The sequence below is a fragment of the Pseudomonas sp. MPB23 genome (assembly GCF_046605395.1).
In the GTDB taxonomy this organism is placed as follows: Bacteria; Pseudomonadota; Gammaproteobacteria; order Pseudomonadales; family Pseudomonadaceae; genus Aquipseudomonas.
The window spans coordinates 405,263-424,524 of sequence record NZ_CP176771.1 but is presented as its reverse complement, the minus strand read 5'-3'; the positions used below and the strand labels follow the sequence as shown (position 1 = coordinate 424,524).

Below are 19,262 nucleotides of genomic sequence, written 5' to 3'. Positions count from 1 at the left end.
TACCGAATGCCCCAGCGTGACGCAAAACCACGCTGTCGGAACAAACCTTCTTCGCTCTAAACCCGTCCCGTAAGAAATTTCATCAAGTCCCGAAGCCTTAATTTCCAAGGCTTACCCACGCCTGCACAAACAATTGCTCCGGCTCTCTCGGAAAGTTGGCCGCTCGATTGCATATGCTTGTATGTACAAGTAAAGATGTGTGCGTAGGAGTCTGCTTCGCGCCCATCACGTTCGCGCATCATGCCGAGGAGTCTGCCGTGACCGATTTTTCTAAAGCCAGGCCTACCAAATACCGTGACGTCGAAATCCGCGCCGCCCGCGGTAACACGCTCACCGCTAAAAGCTGGCTGACCGAAGCGCCGCTGCGCATGCTGATGAACAACCTCGACCCGCAAGTGGCCGAAAACCCCAAGGAACTGGTGGTGTACGGCGGTATCGGTCGCGCGGCGCGCAACTGGGAGTGCTACGACCAGATCGTCGAGAGCCTCACGCATCTGAACGACGACGAAACCCTGCTGGTGCAGTCGGGCAAACCGGTCGGTGTGTTCAAGACTCACAGCAATGCCCCGCGCGTGCTGATCGCGAACTCCAACCTGGTGCCGCACTGGGCCAGTTGGGAGCACTTCAACGAACTGGATGCCAAGGGCCTGGCCATGTACGGCCAGATGACCGCCGGCAGCTGGATCTACATCGGCAGCCAGGGCATCGTTCAGGGCACTTATGAAACCTTCGTCGAAGCCGGTCGCCAGCATTACGACAGCAACCTCAAAGGCCGCTGGGTGCTGACCGCCGGCCTCGGCGGCATGGGCGGCGCGCAACCGCTGGCCGCGACCCTGGCCGGTGCATGCTCGCTGAACATCGAATGCCAGCAGGTCAGCATCGATTTCCGCCTGAACAGCCGCTATGTCGACGAACAGGCCAGCGACCTCGACGACGCCCTGGCGCGCATCGCCAAGTACACCCGGGAAGGCAAAGCCATCTCCATCGCCCTGCTGGGCAACGCCGCCGACATCCTGCCGGAACTGGTCAAGCGCGGTGTGCGCCCGGACATGGTCACCGACCAGACCAGCGCCCACGATCCGCTCAACGGTTACCTGCCGGCCGGCTGGACCTGGGACGAATACCGCGCCCGCGCCAAGACCGAACCGGCTGTCGTGATCAAGGCCGCCAAGCAGTCGATGGCCGTGCACGTCAAAGCGATGCTGGACTTCCAGAAGCAAGGCATTCCGACCTTCGACTACGGCAACAACATCCGTCAGATGGCGCAGGAAGAGGGCGTGGAAAACGCCTTCGACTTCCCCGGCTTCGTGCCGGCGTACATCCGCCCATTGTTCTGCCGTGGCATCGGCCCGTTCCGCTGGGCAGCCCTCTCCGGCGACCCGCAGGACATCTACAAGACCGACGCCAAAGTCAAAGAACTGATCCCCGACGACGCGCACCTGCACAACTGGCTGGACATGGCCCGCGAGCGCATCAGCTTCCAGGGCCTGCCGGCGCGTATCTGCTGGGTCGGCCTGGGCCAGCGCGCCAAGCTCGGCCTGGCGTTCAACGAAATGGTGCGCAGCGGCGAGCTGTCGGCGCCGGTGGTGATCGGCCGCGACCACCTCGACTCCGGCTCGGTGGCCAGCCCCAACCGCGAAACCGAATCCATGCAGGACGGCTCCGACGCTGTGTCCGATTGGCCGCTGCTCAACGCCTTGCTCAACACCGCCAGCGGCGCGACCTGGGTGTCGCTGCACCACGGCGGCGGCGTGGGCATGGGCTTCTCCCAGCACTCGGGGATGGTGATCGTCTGCGACGGCACCGACGAAGCCGCCGAGCGGATTGCCCGCGTGCTGCACAACGACCCGGCCACCGGGGTGATGCGTCACGCCGATGCGGGTTACCAGATCGCGATCGACTGCGCCAAAGAGCAGGGCCTCAATCTCCCGATGATCAAGTAACCGATGTGGGAGGGGGCAATCCCCCTCCCACAGTTGAGCGGCGGCGACCCCAAAACAATCCATCAGAGGTTGAACACACATGGCTGCAAATGACGCGCGTGCAAGCACCACCCCGTTGATCGAAAGGCGTTCGATCGACTACATCCCGGAAGCGGAAAGACACGGTCGTCTATTGAGTCAGTTCACCCTGTGGATGGGTGCCAACCTGCAGATCACCGCGATTGTCACCGGGGCCCTGGCCGTGGTGCTGGGCGGTGATGTGTTCTGGTCGTTGATCGGTATGTTGATCGGCCAACTGCTCGGCGGTGGCGTCATGGCGTTGCATGCGGCGCAAGGGCCCAGGCTGGGCCTGCCGCAGATGATTTCCAGCCGGGTACAGTTCGGGGTGTATGGCGCGGCCATTCCGATCGTGCTGGTGTGTTTGATGTACCTGGGGTTCACCGCCACGGGCACGGTGCTTTCCGGTCAGGCGCTGGGTCAGCTGTTTGGCGTCAGCGACAGCGTCGGGATCCTGGTGTTCGCCAGTGTCATCGTGCTGGTCACGGTGCTCGGTTACCGGGTGATCCATTTCATCGGGCGTGTCGCCAGCGTCATTGGTGTGATTGCCTTTGTCTACCTGTTCAGTCGCCTGATGAGCCAGACCGACATTGGCGCGCTCCTGCAAATCCGCCATTTCAGTTGGAGCAGCTTCCTGCTCGCGGTGTCGCTCGCGGCCTCCTGGCAAATCGCCTTCGGCCCTTACGTGGCGGACTATTCGCGCTACCTGCCGAGCCGGACGTCGTCGCTGAAAACCTTCCTGGCCGCCGGCGCTGGCCGACCCGAACGGGCGCTACGGCCGTTGGAACCTGCTCGGTATCAGCGTCTATGTGTTCGGTGTGCTGGTGCAATTGCCGTTCATCTCCACCAAGTTCTACACCGGCCCTCTGGTGGCCGCGTTGGGTGATGTGGATATCTCCTGGATCATCGGTCTGGTGCTGCCCGCCGCCGTGTATTACGGGTGTGCGAAAAAATGGCACGGCGCCGTGCCCGATCAACTGATTCTGCCGGTCGAGCAGAACAGCGCGGTACCACAGCAAGCGAGCGGGGCCAGTCGCATTGCGGCGCAGGCCTGATTGGATGTGGACTGGGCAGGATGCCTTTTGACTGCCGTAAGCCAATTCATGATTAGGAGCGTCACACAATGAAATCGAACAAGACCCTGCTGACCACATTGTTTTCCATGGGCTTGCTGGCCAGCGTCGGCGCCCAGGCGGCCGGCTGGTGCGAGTCGGGTAAACCGGTGAAGTTCGCCGGCCTGAACTGGGAAAGCGGCATGTTGCTCACCGACATCCTGCAAACCGTGCTGGAAAAAGGCTACGACTGCAAAACCGACAGCCTGCCGGGTAATTCCATCACCATGGAAAACGCCCTGGGCAGCAACGACATCCAAGTGTTTGCCGAAGAGTGGGTCGGCCGCAGCGATGTGTGGAACAAGGCCGAGAAGGCCGGCAAAGTCGTCGGCGTCGGTGCGCCGATCGTGGGGGCGATCGAAGGCTGGTACGTGCCGCGCTACGTGATCGAAGGCGACGCCAAGCGCAAGCTGGAAGCCAAGGCGCCGGAGCTGAAAAACATCGCTGACCTGGCCAAGTACGCCGCCGTGTTCAAGGACCCGGAAGAGCCGTCCAAGGGCCGCTTCTATAACTGCCCGGCCGGCTGGACCTGCGAGCTGGACAACAGCGAAATGCTCAAAAGCTACGGCCTGGAAAGCAGCTACACCAACTTCCGTCCCGGCACCGGCCCGGCGCTGGATGCGGCGGTGCTGTCGAGCTACAAGCGCGGCGAGCCGATCCTGTTCTACTACTGGTCGCCGACGCCGCTGATGGGCCAGGTCGACCTGGTCAAGCTGGAAGAAAAACCCGGCGTGGATAAAACCGTGAGCATCAAGGTCGGCCTGTCCAAGACCTTCCACGAACAGGCCCCGGAACTGGTGGCCGTGCTGGAAAAGGTCAACCTGCCCATCGACCTGCTGAACCAGAACCTGGGGCGCATGGCCAAGGAGCGCATTGAGTCACCGAAACTCGCGAAGCTTTTCCTCAAGGAACATCCTGAGGTCTGGCATGCCTGGGTCAGCGACGACGCCGCCAAGAAAATCGACGCGGCCTTGTAGGTCAACCGTGCCCGGCTACCCTGAGGGGTGGCCGGGTACCTGGCCACAACCCACTGGATCGAGAGCACGTTATGTTTCCTGAGCGTTTTACGTTTTCCATCGCCGACTGGGTCAACGGTTGGGTGGATGCACTGGTCACCCACTATGGCGATGTGTTCCGGCACATCTCTGACACGCTGCTGTGGGCCATCGTCAACCTCGAAGGCCTGCTGCGCGCAGCGCCCTGGTGGCTGATGCTGGCGATCGTCGGCGCGGTGGCCTGGCACGCCACGCGCAAGTGGGTGACCACCGCGGTGATCGTCGGTTTGCTGTTCCTGGTGGGCGCGGTCGGCCTGTGGGACAAACTGATGCAGACCCTGGCGCTGATGCTGGTCGCCACCGTGATCTCGGTGCTGATCGGCATTCCCCTGGGCATCCTGTCGGCGCGCAGCAATCGCCTGCGTTCGGTGCTGATGCCGCTGCTCGACATCATGCAAACCATGCCCAGCTTCGTGTACCTGATCCCGGTGCTGATGCTGTTTGGCCTGGGCAAAGTCCCGGCGATTTTCGCCACGGTGATCTACGCCGCGCCGCCGCTGATCCGCCTCACCGACCTGGGCATTCGCCAGGTCGACGGCGAAGTCATGGAAGCCATCAACGCCTTCGGCGCCAACCGCTGGCAGCAACTGTTCGGCGTGCAACTGCCGCTGGCGTTGCCGAGCATCATGGCCGGTATCAACCAGACCACCATGATGGCCCTGTCGATGGTGGTGATCGCCTCGATGATCGGCGCCCGTGGCCTGGGCGAAGACGTCCTCGTCGGCATCCAGACCCTCAACGTCGGTCGCGGCCTTGAAGCCGGGCTGGCCATCGTGATTCTCGCCGTGGTCATCGACCGCATCACCCAGGCCTACGGCCGTCCACGGCATGAGGCGAGCAAATGACGACTGTCAGCAAAATCGAAGTGAAAAACGTCTACAAGATTTTCGGCAACCGTTCCAAGGACGCGCTGGCGCTGATCGGCCAGGGCAAGACCAAGGACCAGGTACTGGCCGAGACTGGTTGCGTGGTCGGCGTGAACGATTTGTCCCTGAGCATCGCCACCGGCGAGATCTTCGTGATCATGGGCCTGTCCGGCTCGGGCAAATCGACCCTGGTGCGCCACTTCAATCGCCTGATCGACCCCACCAGCGGCGCGATCCTGGTGGACGGCGAAGACATCCTGCAACTGGACATGCACGCCCTGCGCGAATTCCGCCGCCACAAGATCAGCATGGTGTTCCAGAGCTTCGGCCTGCTGCCCCACAAGAGCGTGCTCGACAACGTCGCCTACGGCCTCAAAGTGCGCGGCGAAACCCAACAGGTGTGCGCCGAGCGCGCGCGGCACTGGATCGAAACCGTGGGCCTCAAAGGCTACGAAAACAAGTACCCGCACCAGCTCTCCGGCGGCATGCGCCAGCGTGTGGGCCTGGCGCGCGCGTTGGCGGCCGACACCGACATCATCCTGATGGACGAAGCCTTCAGCGCCCTCGACCCGCTGATCCGCGCCGAGATGCAGGACCAACTGCTCGAACTGCAAAAGACCTTGCACAAGACCATCGTGTTCATCACCCACGACCTCGACGAAGCCGTGCGCATCGGTAACCGCATCGCGATCCTCAAGGACGGCAAACTGATCCAGGTCGGCACGCCGCGGGAGATCCTGCATGCGCCGGCGGACGAGTATGTGGATCGGTTCGTTCAGCGGCGGGCGGCGGTGGTTTGATCCGGATTATGGGGTGGGGCTACTGGCCTCATCGGGAGCAAGCCCCCTCCCACCTTTGAAATGCATTCCCCAGTGGGAGGGGGCTTGCTCCCGATAGGGCCAGTAAAGCTGCACAAGAACTCAAGAAGGTATGAAGATGTCCCAGGCAGCAAAAATCATCATCGCCGACACCCCCCTGCGCTGGCAGGACGTGGTTGCCGTGGCCCGCTTCGGCGCGGTGCTCGAACTCTCGGGCCAGGCCTGGGCGCGTATCGACAATGCCCAGTCCATCGTGCAGCGCATCGTCGCCAGCGGCGAGCGCGCCTATGGCGTGAATACCGGTTTGGGCGCGCTGTGCAACGTGTCGCTCGAAGGCGAGCAACTCAGCCGGTTATCGCGCAATACCCTGCTCAGCCACGCCTGTGGCGTCGGCCCGGTACTGAGCGACGAACAGACCCGCGCGATCATCTGCGCGGCGATCATCAACTACAGCCACGGCAAATCCGGCCTGCACCCGCAGGTGGTGCATGCGTTGCTGGCGCTGCTCAACCATGGCATCACGCCGCAAGTGCCGTCCCAGGGTTCGGTGGGTTACCTGACGCACATGGCCCATGTCGGCGTGGCGTTGCTGGGGATTGGCGATGTGAGCCACCGCGGCCGGATCGTCCCGGCGCAACAGGCCCTGAGCGAAGCAGGTTTGCAGCCGGTGGTGCTCGGCGCCAAGGACGGCCTGTGCCTGGTCAACGGCACGCCGTGCATGACCGGCCTCGGTTGCCTGGCCCTGGCCGATGCCCATCACCTGTTGCAATGGGCCGATGTGATCGGCGCCATGAGTTTCGAGGCCCAGCGCGGCCAGATCGACGCCTTCGACGCCGAAATCATCGCGCTCAAACCGCACCCCGGCATGCAGCAGGTCGGTATCAATCTGCGTGCGTTGCTCGACGGCAGCGAAGTGATCGCCAGCAGCAAAGGCCTGCGCACCCAGGACGCGCTGAGCATCCGCTCGATCCCGCAGATCCACGGTGCGGCGCGCGACCAGGTGGAGCACGCTACCCGCCAGATCGAGACCGAACTCAACAGCGCCACCGACAACCCGCTGCTGCTCGGCACCCCCGATCACTACCGCGTGGTGTCCCAGGCCAATCCCCATGGGCAGTCCGTTGCGTTGGCCGCCGATATGCTCGCGATTGCCATGGCCGAGATCGGCTCGGTTTCCGAACGTCGCCTGGACCGCCTGATCAACCCCCACGTCAGCGGCTTGCCGGCGTTTTTGGTCAGCAACCCCGGGGTCAATTCCGGGATGATGATCGTGCAATACGTCGCTGCTTCCCTGTGTGGGCAAAACCGCCAACTGGCGCAACCGGCGGTGCTCGACAACTTCGTCACCTCGGGCCTGCAGGAAGACCACCTGAGCATGGGTACCAATGCCGCGCTCAAGCTCCACCAACTGTTGGCCAACGTCGCCCAGATCCTCGCCATCGAGTACCTGCTGGCGGCCCAGGCCTTCGAGTTTCTCAAGGACCAACGCTTCGGCGCGGGCACCGTCCGCGCCTGGCGCCTGTTGCGTGAACACGTCCCGCCTTACGCACAAGACCGCTGGCTGGCACCGGACATCGCGACCGCCGCCGCGCTGCTCAAGCACACCGCTTGGCTGCAGCACACTTTTCCCGAATTGCACTGAACAATAATTCACAAGGAGCACGAATGTGACTGCGCTAAATCTGATTCCAGGCCAATTGAGCCTTGCCCAACTGCGGGCCATCTACCAGCAGCCGGTGACCCTCAGCCTGGATGCCAGCGCATCGAGCCAGATCGAAGCCAGTGTGGCCTGCGTGGAGCAGATTCTCGCCGAGAACCGCACCGCCTATGGCATCAACACCGGTTTCGGCCTGCTGGCCTCGACCCGCATCGCCAGCGAGGACCTGGAAAACCTCCAGCGCTCCCTGGTGCTGTCCCATGCCGCCGGCGTCGGTGAGCCGATCAGCGATGCGCTGGTGCGGCTGGTCATGGTGCTCAAGGTCAACAGCCTGAGCCGTGGCTTCTCGGGGATTCGTCGGCAGGTGATCGACGCGTTGATCGCGCTGATCAACGCCGAGGTCTACCCGCATATTCCGCTCAAGGGCTCAGTCGGCGCCTCCGGTGACCTGGCGCCGTTGGCCCATATGTCCCTGGTGCTGCTCGGCGAAGGCAAGGCGCGCTACAAGGGTGAATGGTTGGATGCCACCGACGCGCTGAACGTCGCCGGCCTCGCGCCGCTGACCCTCGCCGCCAAGGAAGGCCTGGCGCTGCTCAACGGTACCCAGGTGTCCACCGCCTATGCCTTGCGCGGGCTGTTCGAGGGCGAAGACCTGTTCGCCGGCGCGCTGGCGTGCGGTGCGCTGACCGTCGAAGCGGTGCTGGGGTCGCGCTCGCCGTTCGACGCGCGCATTCATGCGGCGCGCGGCCAGCGTGGGCAGATCGACTCGGCGGCGGCCTATCGCGACCTGCTCGGCGACAGCAGCCAGGTCTCCCGATCGCACGAGAGCTGCGACAAGGTCCAGGACCCGTATTCCCTGCGTTGCCAGCCGCAAGTCATGGGCGCCTGCCTGACCCAGTTGCGCCAGGCCGCCGAGGTGCTGGTGATCGAAGCCAATGCCGTGTCGGACAACCCGCTGGTGTTTGCCGCCGAGGGCGATGTGATTTCCGGCGGTAACTTCCACGCCGAACCGGTGGCCATGGCTGCCGACAACATGGCGCTGGCCATCGCCGAAATCGGCTCCCTGAGCGAGCGTCGCATCTCGCTGATGATGGACAAGCACATGTCGCAATTGCCGCCGTTTCTGGTGGGCAATGGCGGGGTCAACTCCGGGTTCATGATCGCCCAGGTCACCGCCGCCGCGCTCGCCAGCGAAAACAAGGCGCTGGCCCATCCCCACAGCGTCGACAGCCTGCCGACGTCCGCCAACCAGGAAGACCACGTGTCCATGGCCCCGGCCGCCGGCAAGCGCCTGTGGGAAATGGCCGAGAACACCCGTGGCGTGCTGGCGGTGGAATGGCTGGCCGCGTGCCAGGGCCTGGACCTGCGCGAAGGCCTGAAGACCTCGCCAAAACTGGAAAAAGCCCGTGGCATCCTGCGCAGCAAAGTGGCGTTCTACGACAAGGACCGCTTCTTCGCCCCGGACATCCTTGCCGCGACCGAGCTGCTCGCCAGCCGCTGCCTGAATGAACTGGTGCCGGCCAAGTTGCTGCCGAGCCTGTAACCCGAGGAGTCTGGGATGAAAGTCCTTTGGCAACACTGCCACATCGCAACCATGGCCCACGGCAAGTACGCGATCATCGAGGATGCCGCGCTGGTGACCGCCGGTCAGTTGATCGAGTGGATCGGCCCGCGCAACCAGGTGCCCACCGCGGATTACGCCCAGGTCCACGACCTGCAAGGCGCGTGGGTCACCCCCGGGCTGATCGACTGCCACACCCACACGGTGTTCGGAGGCAATCGCAGCGGCGAATTCGAGCAGCGTCTCGAAGGCGTGAGCTATGCCGAGATCGCGGCCCAGGGCGGCGGCATTGCCAGCACCGTGCGCGCCACCCGCGCCGCCAGCGAAGATGAACTGTTCGCCAGCGCCCACAAGCGCCTGCGCAGTTTGCTGCGGGACGGCGTGACCACGGTGGAGATCAAGTCCGGCTACGGCCTGGACCTGGCCAGCGAACGCAAGTTGCTGCGGGTGATTCGTCGCCTCGGTGATGCGCTGCCGGTCAGCGTGCGCGCCACCTGCCTGGCGGCCCATGCGTTGCCGCCGGAGTACAAGGACCGCGCCGACGACTACATCGAACACATCTGCACCGACATGCTGCCGGCCCTGGAAGCGGAAGGGCTGGTGGACGCGGTGGATGCGTTCTGCGAATACCTGGCGTTCTCGCCCGAACAGGTCGAGCGCGTGTTCAAGGTTGCCCGGCAACTCGGCCTGCCGGTGAAGCTGCACGCCGAACAACTGTCGTCGCTGCACGGCTCCAGCCTGGCGGCGCGTTACCAGGCGTTGTCGGCGGATCACCTGGAGTTCATGACCGAAGACGACGCCATCGCCATGGCCGCCGCCGGCACCGTCGCGGTGCTGCTGCCGGGGGCGTTCTACTTCCTGCGCGAAACCCAGTTGCCGCCGATGGACGCCCTGCGCAAGCACGGCGTGAAGATCGCCATCGCCAGCGACCTCAACCCTGGCACCTCGCCGGCGTTGTCGCTGCGCCTGATGCTGAACATGGCCTGCACCCTGGTCCGCATGACCCCGGAAGAAGCCCTGGCCGGCGCCACGCAACACGCGGCCACGGCCCTGGGCATGGGCGCCACCCATGGCTCGCTGGAAGTCGGCAAGGTCGCGGATTTCGTCGCCTGGCAGATCGACCGCCCGGCTGACCTGGCCTATTGGCTGGGCGGCGAACTGGATAAACGCGTCGTGCGCCACGGCGTCGACGTCACTCTTTAAGGAGAACTGCTGTGGAAAAGGTCCTGAACTTCAAACAAGGCCGCGTGCCGCTGCTGATCAGCATGCCCCACGCCGGCCTGCGCCTGACGCCGGCGGTGCAAGCCGGCTTGATCCCCCAGGCCCAAAGCCTGCCGGACACCGACTGGCACATCCCCACGTTGTATGACTTCGCCGACGAACTGGGCGCCAGCACCCTGGCGGCGGAGTATTCGCGGTTCGTCATCGACCTGAACCGGCCTTCTGACGATAAACCCTTGTACGCCGGCGCCACCACCGGCTTGTACCCGGCGACGCTGTTCGATGGCGTGCCGTTGTTCCATGCGGGGCTGGAGCCGAGCGAGACCGAACGCGCCAGCTATCTGCAAAAGATCTGGGGCCCGTATCACCGCACGCTGCAAGAGGAACTGGCGCGACTCAAGGCCGAGTTCGGCTATGCGCTGCTGTTCGATGCGCACTCGATCCGCTCGGTGATCCCGCACCTGTTCGACGGCAAGCTGCCGGACTTCAACCTCGGCACCTTCAACGGTGCCGCCTGCGATCCCGAATTGGCGAGCCGGCTGGAAGCCCTCTGCGCGACTCATCCGCAGTACACCCATGTGCTGAACGGACGATTCAAGGGCGGGCATATCACCCGGCATTACGGTAATCCCGCGCAAGATATCCACGCCGTGCAGTTGGAGTTGTGCCAGAGCACTTATATGGAAGAAGTTGAACCGTTCCGCTACCGCGCGGATCTGGCCGCGCCGACGCGGGAGGTGCTCAAGCAGTTGCTGGAAGGGTTCCTGGCCTGGGGGCAGCAGCGCTACGGCTGACGAACGGTGTCGACGGCGGTCTCGCGGGCTGACGTGCCTGGCGAACTACTGACACGGGGTCCAAGCGCTCAAGGACATGCTCATTGCACAATTCGGGTTTATAGTGCCAGACGGCAGAAGAACAGACGTCCCCCCAGGGATGGACCCGACACCCTACGGAGCGCGCAATGCAGACTTGGTACCCGCAGATCAAACCCTACGCCCGGCACGATCTGGCCGTCGATGACACCCATACGCTGTATGTCGATGAAAGTGGCTCCCCCGAAGGCTTGCCCGTTGTCTTCATCCACGGCGGCCCCGGCGCCGGTTGCGACGCCCAGAGCCGCTGCTATTTCGACCCGAACCTCTACCGCATCGTCACTTTCGACCAGCGTGGCTGCGGCCGCTCCACGCCCCGCGCCAGCCTGGAAAACAACACCACCTGGGATCTGGTCGCCGACCTCGAACGCATCCGCGAACACCTGGGCATCGACAAATGGGTGCTGTTCGGCGGCTCCTGGGGCTCGACCCTGGCCCTGGCCTACGCGCAAACCCATCCCGAGCGCGTGCATGGTTTGATCGTGCGCGGGATTTTCCTGGCGCGTCCGCAGGACATCCATTGGTTCTACCAGGAAGGCGCGAGCCGCCTGTTCCCGGATTACTGGCAGGACTACATCGCGCCGATTCCCGTCGACGAGCGCCACGACATGATCGCGGCCTACCACAAGCGCCTGACCGGCAACGACCAGATCGCCCAGATGCACGCGGCCAAGGCCTGGTCCGGCTGGGAAGGGCGCATGCTCGGCCTGTGCCCGAGCCCGCAGCATGTGGAGCGTTTTGCCGAACCGCAACGGGCGCTGTCGATTGCGCGCATCGAGTGCCACTACTTCACCAACAACTCCTTCCTCGAGCCTGACCAACTGATCCGCGACATGCACAAGATCGCCCATCTGCCGGGCGTCATCATTCATGGTCGCTACGACATGATCTGCCCGCTGGATAACGCCTGGGCGCTGCATCAAGCCTGGCCCAACAGCGAATTGCAGGTGATCCGCGAAGCGGGCCATGCGGCCTCCGAGCCTGGCATTACCGATGCGCTGGTTCGCGCGACCGGCGAAATGGCCCGGCGCCTGCTCGACCTGCCACCCGAAGAAGCATGAAGGGCCTGTTGCAGCGGGTGCGCGGCGCCCGCGTCGAAGTCGCAGGCGAAATCGTCGGGGCGATCGATCAGGGTTTGCTGGTGCTGGTGGCCGTCGAACCGTCGGATACACCCGAGAGCGCCGACAAATTGCTGCATAAGCTGCTTAACTACCGGGTGTTCAGTGACGGCGAGGGCAAGATGAACCTGTCGTTGAAGGATATCGACGGGGGGTTGTTGCTGGTGTCTCAGTTCACCCTGGCGGCGGATACCAAGAGTGGGCTGCGGCCAAGCTTCTCCACTGCGGCCCCGCCGGCCCTGGGAGCGGCGCTTTTCGACCACTTGTTGTTACAAGCGCAACAATTGCATGGCAAAGTGGCATCAGGCCGTTTTGGTGCCGATATGCAGGTGCATTTGGTCAATGATGGCCCTGTGACCTTCCTCTTACAGACATGAATGTATAAAAAACGACTTTGAATGCCTAAAAACGCAGGGTTTCGCTACAAATACTTCGTTGTCCCTGATGCGTTGTCTCGCGGGCTACTAGATAATCGCGCGCTACGGGGATCAGCGTTGATTGGTCCATTTTTGACTTAGGTAGAGACTTGTCCGAAAGCCTCAGGGGAATCATTTTGCCCCAGGGGAGTCGGAACAATGCTCGCCAACCTGGCATATAGATAGCTGGCCGTTGGTTTTTTGATCTGTTTTCGGCGAGGGTTGCTCGTGATTGTTAGTCCCTGTAATGCACCAAAATTGTCTGCCAAACGGTTACGAAACGCACTGGTGACGGGCTCCGCCCTGTTTTGCCTGTTCGGCGCGGGTCAACTGTGGGCATTCAGTCTGGATGATGTGTCGGCCAAGGCAAAAGAGCTGGCCGGGCAGAAATACGAAGCTCCGCGCAGCAATCTGCCGAACGAATTCCGCGAAATGAAATTCGCCGACTACCAAAAGATTCGTTTCCGCAATGAAAAAGCCGAGTGGGCCGATCAGAACACGCCGTTCAAGCTGTCCTTCTATCACCAGGGTATGCATTTCGATACACCGGTGAAAATCAACGAAGTCACCGCCGACAACGTCCAGGAAATCAAATACGACCCGACACGCTTCGATTTCGGCGACGTCAAATTTGATCCCAAGGCCACCGAACAACTGGGTTATGCCGGTTTCCGCGTGCTGTTCCCGATCAACAAGAGCGACAAGCAAGACGAAATCATGACCATGCTCGGCGCCAGCTATTTCCGCGTCGTGGGCAAGGACCAGGTGTACGGCCTGTCCGCCCGTGGCATGGCGATCGACACCGCGCTGCCGTCCGGCGAAGAGTTCCCGCGTTTCACCGAGTTCTGGATCGAGCGCCCGAAACCGGGTGACAAGCACCTGGTGATCTTCGCCCTGCTGGATTCGCCGCGCGCCACCGGTGCCTATCGCCTGATCCTGCGTCCGGGCACCGACACCGTGGTCGACGTCAAATCCCAGATGTTCCTGCGCGACAAGGTCAGCAAGCTGGGCGTTGCCCCGTTGACCTCGATGTTCCTGTTCGGCGCCAACCAGCCGTCCAAGGTCCTCAACTACCGTCGCGAGCTGCACGATTCCAGCGGCCTGTCGATCCATGCCGGCAACGGCGAGTGGATCTGGCGTCCGCTGAACAACCCTAAACACCTGTCGGTGAGCAACTTCTTTGTCGAGAACCCGCGCGGGTTCGGCCTGCTGCAACGCGGTCGCAACTTCAGCCACTACGAAGACCTCGACGACAACTACGACAAGCGCCCAAGCGCCTGGATCGAACCTGAAGGCGACTGGGGCAAGGGTTCCGTCGACCTGGTAGAGATCCCGACCGCCGATGAAACCAACGACAACATCGTTGCTTTCTGGAGCCCGGAAAAACTGCCGGAAGTCGGCCAGCCGCTCGAAGTGGCCTACCGCCTGCACTGGACTCTGGACGACGCCGCCTTCCATTCGCCGGACAGCGCCTGGGTCAAGCAGACCCTGCGTTCGACCGGCGATGTGAAGCAATCCAACCTGATCCGTCAGCCGGATGGCAGCGTGGCCTATCTGGTCGACTTCGAGGGTCCGTCCCTGAAGAAACTGCTGCCGGACGCTCCGGTTCGCAGCCAGGTGAGCGTGGGTGACAACGCCGAGCTGGTGGAAAACAGCGTGCGTTACAACGAACACACCAAAGGCTGGCGCCTGACCCTGCGCATGAAGATCAAGGACGCGGGCAAACCGACCGAAATGCGTGCGGCCCTGGTCCAGGACATCGTGCAGCCTGAGCCTGAGAAGGTCTCGACCCAAGTGCTCAAGGCCGACAAGGTTTTGGCCAAGCAGCATGAGAAACAGGCCAAGAAAGACGCGAAAGACAAGGACGCCAAGCAGCCAGAAGCTGCCCCAGCCACGCCGGAGCCGATCAAGACCGAGCAAGTCCTGACCGAAACCTGGAGCTATCAGTTGCCTGCCGATGAGTAATTCTCAAGTCCAGCCAGAGACTCTGTCCGAGTACCTGGCGCATCTTCCGATGACCGCTGAGCAGCGCGCCGAACTGGCGGGCTGCAGCTCTTTCAGTGAGTTGCACGAACGTTTGTCGTCCAAGGCGTTCGACGCGCCGGTCGACGCCGCCCAGGCGTCGGTCGGGCGCCGGTTGACCCTCAGCACCGCCGAGGCGCTGAAGGACGCCGAAATGCTCGGGCTCGACGCCAGCGGCCGCGTGTGCCTCAAGGCCACGCCGCCGATTCGTCGCACCAAGGTCGTGCCGGAGCCGTGGCGCACCAATATCCTGGTGCGTGGCTGGCGCCGCCTGACCGGTCGCAGCAACCCGCCGACGCCGCCGAAAGACGAGCGCGTGCTGCCCGCGGCGCGCTGGCGCACCGTGGGTTCGATCCGCCGTTACATCCTGCTGGTGCTGATGCTTGGGCAGACCATCATTGCCGGCTGGTACATGAAAGGCATCATGCCGTACCAGGGCTGGTCGCTGGTCGACTTCGACGAAATCCGCAACCAGACCCTGCTGCAAACCGCGACCCAGGTCCTGCCGTACGCCTTGCAAACCAGCATCCTGATCATGTTCGGGATCTTGTTCTGCTGGGTCTCGGCGGGTTTCTGGACTGCGTTGATGGGCTTCCTGGAACTGCTGACCGGCCACGATAAATACCGGATCTCCGGTAAAAGTGCCGGTAACGAGCCGATTCCGAAGGATGCACGCACCGCGTTGGTGATGCCGATCTGCAACGAAGACGTGCCCCGGGTATTCGCCGGCCTGCGCGCGACGTTCGAGTCGGTGGCCGCCACCGGTGACCTGGACCGCTTCGATTTCTTCGTGCTCAGCGACAGTAACGACGCCGACATCTGCATCGCCGAGCAGCAAGCCTGGCTCGACGTGTGCCGCGAAGCCGGTGGTTTCGGCAAGATCTTCTATCGTCGCCGTCGCCGTCGCGTCAAACGCAAGAGCGGCAACCTTGACGACTTCTGCCGTCGCTGGGGCGGTGAATACAAATACATGGTGGTCCTTGACGCCGACAGCGTGATGAGCGGCGAGTGCCTGACCGGCCTGGTGCGCCTGATGGAAGCCACGCCGGATGCCGGGATTATCCAGACCGCGCCACGGGCGTCGGGCATGGACACCCTGTATGCGCGCATGCAGCAGTTCGCCACCCGCGTGTACGGCCCGCTGTTCACCGCCGGCCTGCACTTCTGGCAACTGGGTGAATCCCACTATTGGGGTCACAACGCAATCATCCGCATGAAACCGTTCATCGAGCACTGCGCCCTGGCGCCGCTGCCGGGTAAAGGCGCGTTCGCCGGTGCGATCCTGTCCCACGACTTCGTTGAAGCGGCGCTGATGCGTCGTGCCGGCTGGGGCGTGTGGATTGCCTACGACCTGCCGGGCAGCTACGAAGAACTGCCGCCGAACCTGCTCGACGAACTCAAGCGTGACCGTCGTTGGTGCCACGGCAACCTGATGAATTTCCGCCTGTTCCTGGTCAAGGGCATGCACCCGGTGCACCGCGCGGTGTTCCTTACCGGCGTGATGTCGTATCTGTCGGCGCCGTTGTGGTTCTTCTTCCTAGTGCTGTCCACCGCGTTGCTGGCGGTGAACACCTTGATGGAGCCGCAGTACTTCATGGCGCCGCGCCAGTTGTACCCGCTGTGGCCGCAATGGCACCCGGACAAGGCGGTGGCGCTGTTCTCCACCACCATCGTGCTGCTGTTCCTGCCCAAGTTGTTGAGCATCATCCTGATCTGGGCCAAGGGCGCGAAAGAGTTCGGCGGCAAGCTCAAGGTGACCCTGTCGATGCTGCTGGAGATGCTGTTCTCCATGCTGCTGGCGCCGGTGCGGATGATTTTCCACACCCGTTTCGTACTGGCCGCATTCCTCGGCTGGGCTGCGACCTGGAACTCGCCGCAGCGTGACGACGACTCCACGCCCTGGAGTGAAGCGATCAAGCGTCACGGCACCCAGACCTTGCTCGGCTTCCTGTGGGCACTGCTGGTGGTGTGGTTGAACCCGAGCTTCCTGTGGTGGCTGGTGCCGATCGTCGGTTCGCTGATGCTGTCGATCCCGGTTTCGGTGATTTCCAGTCGCGTGAACCTGGGCCTCAAATCCCGCGACGAGAGCCTGTTCCTGATTCCTGAGGAATACAATCCGCCGCAAGCGCTGCTGTCCACCGACAAGTACACCCACGAAAACCGCTGGCACGCGCTGAATGACGGCTTCGTGCGTGCGGTGGTCGACCCGCAGCAGAACGCCCTGGCCTGTGCCTTGGCGACCTCGCGTCACGGTCAGGCCGAGCCGATCGAGTACCTGCGCGGCGAACGTGTGCGCTATGCGTTGAAGGTCGGTCCTGCCGGCCTCAACAACAGCGAGCGCCTGGCGTTGCTCAGCGATCCGGTGGCGCTCTCGCGCCTGCATGAGCAGGTCTGGAGCGAAGGCCATGCCGAGTGGCTTGCCGCCTGGCGTGCTTCGCTCAAGGCCGATCCGCACGCACCTTTGCTGCCGCTGCAACCGCTGTCGTCCCAGGCCCAACCGGCCTGATTCAGACACCCCCGGGAGCTCATCCCGGGGGCGTCCGAAGCGCTGGTCCTACAGCGTTTCAATCCTCTTCCCTATCGCCGTAACTCCTTGTTATTTCGAAACAAAAGACCCTCTCCCGAGGCGTATTGGCGTGCCCGCGAGTGGGGTAGGATCGCCCCCCACATTTGACTCGGTCACAGGGGGATTCATGATCAAAAAGTATGGTTCGGCAGTGCTGATCGGCGCTGTCGCATTGATTCACAGTGCCCTGGTGCAGGCCGGTGCCATCGACGACGCCGTCCGGCGCGGTGTGCTGAAAGTCGGTACCACGCCCACCTATGTGCCGTTCGAAATGACCGATAAACGGGGCCACATCGTCGGCTTTGAAATCGACCTGCTCGGCGTGATGAGCCAGGCCCTGGGGGTTGAGCTCGAATTGGTCACGGTGCCCTATACCGAACTGTTGCCGGGGTTGCTGGCGAACAAGTTCGACCTGATCGGCAGCGGCATGACCGTCACCCAGGAGCGCAACCTGAAGCTGAATTTCAGCGACTCCTTCATCGTGGTCGGCCAGACCGTGCTGCTGCACCCCAGCCTGGCCGGTAAGGTCTCGAGCGTCGAAGACCTGGACGATGCCAGCTATCGGATCGCCACCACCGAAGGCACCACGGGCGAGGCGGCGGCCCGGCGGTTTCTGGGGGCGGCCCGGTTGAGCCGTTTTGCCACGCCGGAGGAAGGCGTACACCAAGTGGTGATCGGCGCGGCCGATGCGTTTATCCACGACGCCCCCTACAACCTGATCGCCAGCAGTCGCGCGGAAAACAGCACGTTGCTGGTGCTGGAGCAGCCCTTCACCTTCGAACCATTGGCGTTCGGCGTGAAAAAAGGCGATTTCGACAGCCTTAACTGGATCAACCATTTCCTCAACCAGGTCGCCCAGGACGGCACCTACGATCGCCTCCACGACAAATGGTTTAAAGACACCGCCTGGTTGGAAGATATCGACTGAAAGTCATAACTTCTTACACATCAATCCATTACCGCCATCGCCTGCGTAAGTGTCTAGCGCTGTGCTTGGCTGCACCGTTGTGGGGCTTTTCCGACATACGCAGATAACAAATACCGGTGAAACCTTTGTGACGGGCAACGAGTGGGTTAGGATCGCACCCCGAAATGGTGCAGCCCTTTTGCGCGCCGACCTCATAAGAATCGTTCAGGGGACTTGATGATGAAAAAGTATCTTTCGATGCTGCTGCTCGGCGTCGCCGCGCTGGTGGCTGCCAATGCGGCCCAGGCCGGCGCCATCGATGATGCCGTCAAGCGCGGTACGCTGAAAGTCGGCATGGACCCGACCTACATGCCGTTCGAAATGACCGACAAACGCGGTGAAATCATCGGTTTCGAAGTCGATATCCTCAAAGCCATGGCCAAATCCATGGGCGTCAAGCTGGAGCTGGTGTCCACCGGTTACGACGGCATCATCCCGGCCTTCCTGACCGGCAAGTTCGACATGATCGGCAGCGGCATGACCCTGACCCAGGAACGCAACCTGCGCCTGAACTTCAGCGAACCGTTCATCGTGGTTGGCCAGACCCTGCTGATTCGCAAGGAGCTGGAAGGCACCATCAAGTCCTACAAAGACCTGAACGACGAGAAATACCGCCTGACCTCCAAGCTCGGCACCACCGGTGAAATGGTCGCCAAGAAGCTGATTTCCAAAGCCAAGTACCACGGTTACGACAACGAGCAGGAAGGTGTGCTGGACGTGGTCAACGGCAAGGCCGACGCCTTTGTGTATGACGCGCCGTACAACGTGGTCGCCGAGAAAAAAGTCGGTAACGGCAAGCTGGTGTTCCTCGAAGAACCGTTCACCTTCGAACCGCTGGCGTTCGGTCTGAAGAAGGGTGACTACGACAGCATCAACTTCATCAACAACTTCCTGCACCAGATCAAGAACGACGGCACCTACGATCGCATTCATGACAAGTGGTTCAAGAGCTCCGAGTGGCTCAAGGACATGGAATAACGCTCCTACAAAATGCCTTGACTGAATGGCATT

At 62.6% G+C, this 19,262-nt stretch carries 13 protein-coding genes and 2 pseudogenes; all 15 read left to right on the top strand.

The annotated features are described in order from the left end of the window. The first annotated feature begins 257 nt into the window (after nt 1–257). The 15 genes and pseudogenes from hutU to ACLH0J_RS01735 all read left to right on the top strand — a co-directional run bounded on the left by hutU (nt 258) and on the right by ACLH0J_RS01735 (nt 19,229). Nucleotides 258–1,943 (top strand): urocanate hydratase, encoded by a 1,686-nt coding sequence (hutU, locus tag ACLH0J_RS01805; RefSeq protein WP_411390645.1) that lies wholly within the window; start codon nt 258–260, stop codon nt 1,941–1,943. Nucleotides 1,944–2,022: 79 nt separating this feature from the next. Then, nucleotides 2,023–3,055: pseudogene (locus tag ACLH0J_RS01800) on the top strand (purine-cytosine permease family protein). A gap of 68 nt (nt 3,056–3,123) precedes the next feature. Next, a complete protein-coding gene (locus ACLH0J_RS01795) occupies nt 3,124–4,089 on the top strand; it encodes an ABC transporter substrate-binding protein (protein ID WP_411390644.1) in 966 nt (321 codons plus the stop codon). A gap of 71 nt (nt 4,090–4,160) precedes the next feature. After that, nucleotides 4,161–5,012, top strand: a complete 852-nt coding sequence (locus tag ACLH0J_RS01790) for an ABC transporter permease (protein WP_411390643.1) — start codon at nt 4,161–4,163, stop codon at nt 5,010–5,012. Further along, nucleotides 5,009–5,833 carry a quaternary amine ABC transporter ATP-binding protein gene (locus ACLH0J_RS01785; RefSeq protein WP_411390642.1) on the top strand — a complete coding sequence of 275 codons (825 nt, stop codon included), beginning with the start codon at nt 5,009–5,011 and terminating at the stop codon, nt 5,831–5,833. Before ACLH0J_RS01790 ends, ACLH0J_RS01785 begins: the two co-directional genes overlap by 4 nt. 136 nt (nt 5,834–5,969) lie before the next feature. After that, a complete protein-coding gene (gene hutH / locus ACLH0J_RS01780) occupies nt 5,970–7,493 on the top strand; it encodes an HAL/PAL/TAL family ammonia-lyase (RefSeq protein WP_411390641.1) in 1,524 nt (507 codons plus the stop codon). Between the two features lie 25 nt (nt 7,494–7,518). Continuing rightward, entirely contained in the window at nt 7,519–9,051 is a 1,533-nt protein-coding gene (hutH, locus tag ACLH0J_RS01775) for a histidine ammonia-lyase (protein ID WP_411390640.1), read from the top strand. A gap of 15 nt (nt 9,052–9,066) precedes the next feature. Continuing rightward, nucleotides 9,067–10,272, top strand: a complete 1,206-nt coding sequence (hutI, locus tag ACLH0J_RS01770; RefSeq protein WP_411390639.1) for an imidazolonepropionase — start codon at nt 9,067–9,069, stop codon at nt 10,270–10,272. Nucleotides 10,273–10,283: 11 nt separating this feature from the next. Continuing rightward, nucleotides 10,284–11,084 carry an N-formylglutamate deformylase gene (gene hutG / locus ACLH0J_RS01765; RefSeq protein WP_411390638.1) on the top strand — a complete coding sequence of 267 codons (801 nt, stop codon included), beginning with the start codon at nt 10,284–10,286 and terminating at the stop codon, nt 11,082–11,084. 167 nt (nt 11,085–11,251) lie between these two features. Further along, entirely contained in the window at nt 11,252–12,223 is a 972-nt protein-coding gene (gene pip / locus ACLH0J_RS01760; protein WP_411390637.1) for a prolyl aminopeptidase, read from the top strand. Continuing rightward, nucleotides 12,220–12,657 (top strand): D-aminoacyl-tRNA deacylase, encoded by a 438-nt coding sequence (gene dtd / locus ACLH0J_RS01755; RefSeq protein WP_411390636.1) that lies wholly within the window; start codon nt 12,220–12,222, stop codon nt 12,655–12,657. Before pip ends, dtd begins: the two co-directional genes overlap by 4 nt. Before the next feature lie 267 nt (nt 12,658–12,924). Next, complete coding sequence (locus ACLH0J_RS01750) at nt 12,925–14,661, top strand: glucan biosynthesis protein G (protein WP_411390635.1); 1,737 nt, start codon at nt 12,925–12,927, stop codon at nt 14,659–14,661. Continuing rightward, nucleotides 14,654–17,241, top strand: a pseudogene (gene mdoH, locus ACLH0J_RS01745) (glucans biosynthesis glucosyltransferase MdoH); the annotation flags it as partial. The gene ACLH0J_RS01750 and the pseudogene mdoH, both read left to right, overlap by 8 nt. 170 nt (nt 17,242–17,411) lie before the next feature. Further along, nucleotides 17,412–18,212 (top strand): transporter substrate-binding domain-containing protein, encoded by an 801-nt coding sequence (locus ACLH0J_RS01740; RefSeq protein ID WP_411390634.1) that lies wholly within the window; start codon nt 17,412–17,414, stop codon nt 18,210–18,212. Between the two features lie 219 nt (nt 18,213–18,431). Further along, the gene (locus tag ACLH0J_RS01735; protein ID WP_065925731.1) at nt 18,432–19,229 is read left to right on the top strand and encodes a transporter substrate-binding domain-containing protein; all 798 of its coding nucleotides are present in this window, start codon (nt 18,432–18,434) and stop codon (nt 19,227–19,229) included. Nucleotides 19,230–19,262 lie beyond the last annotated feature (33 nt).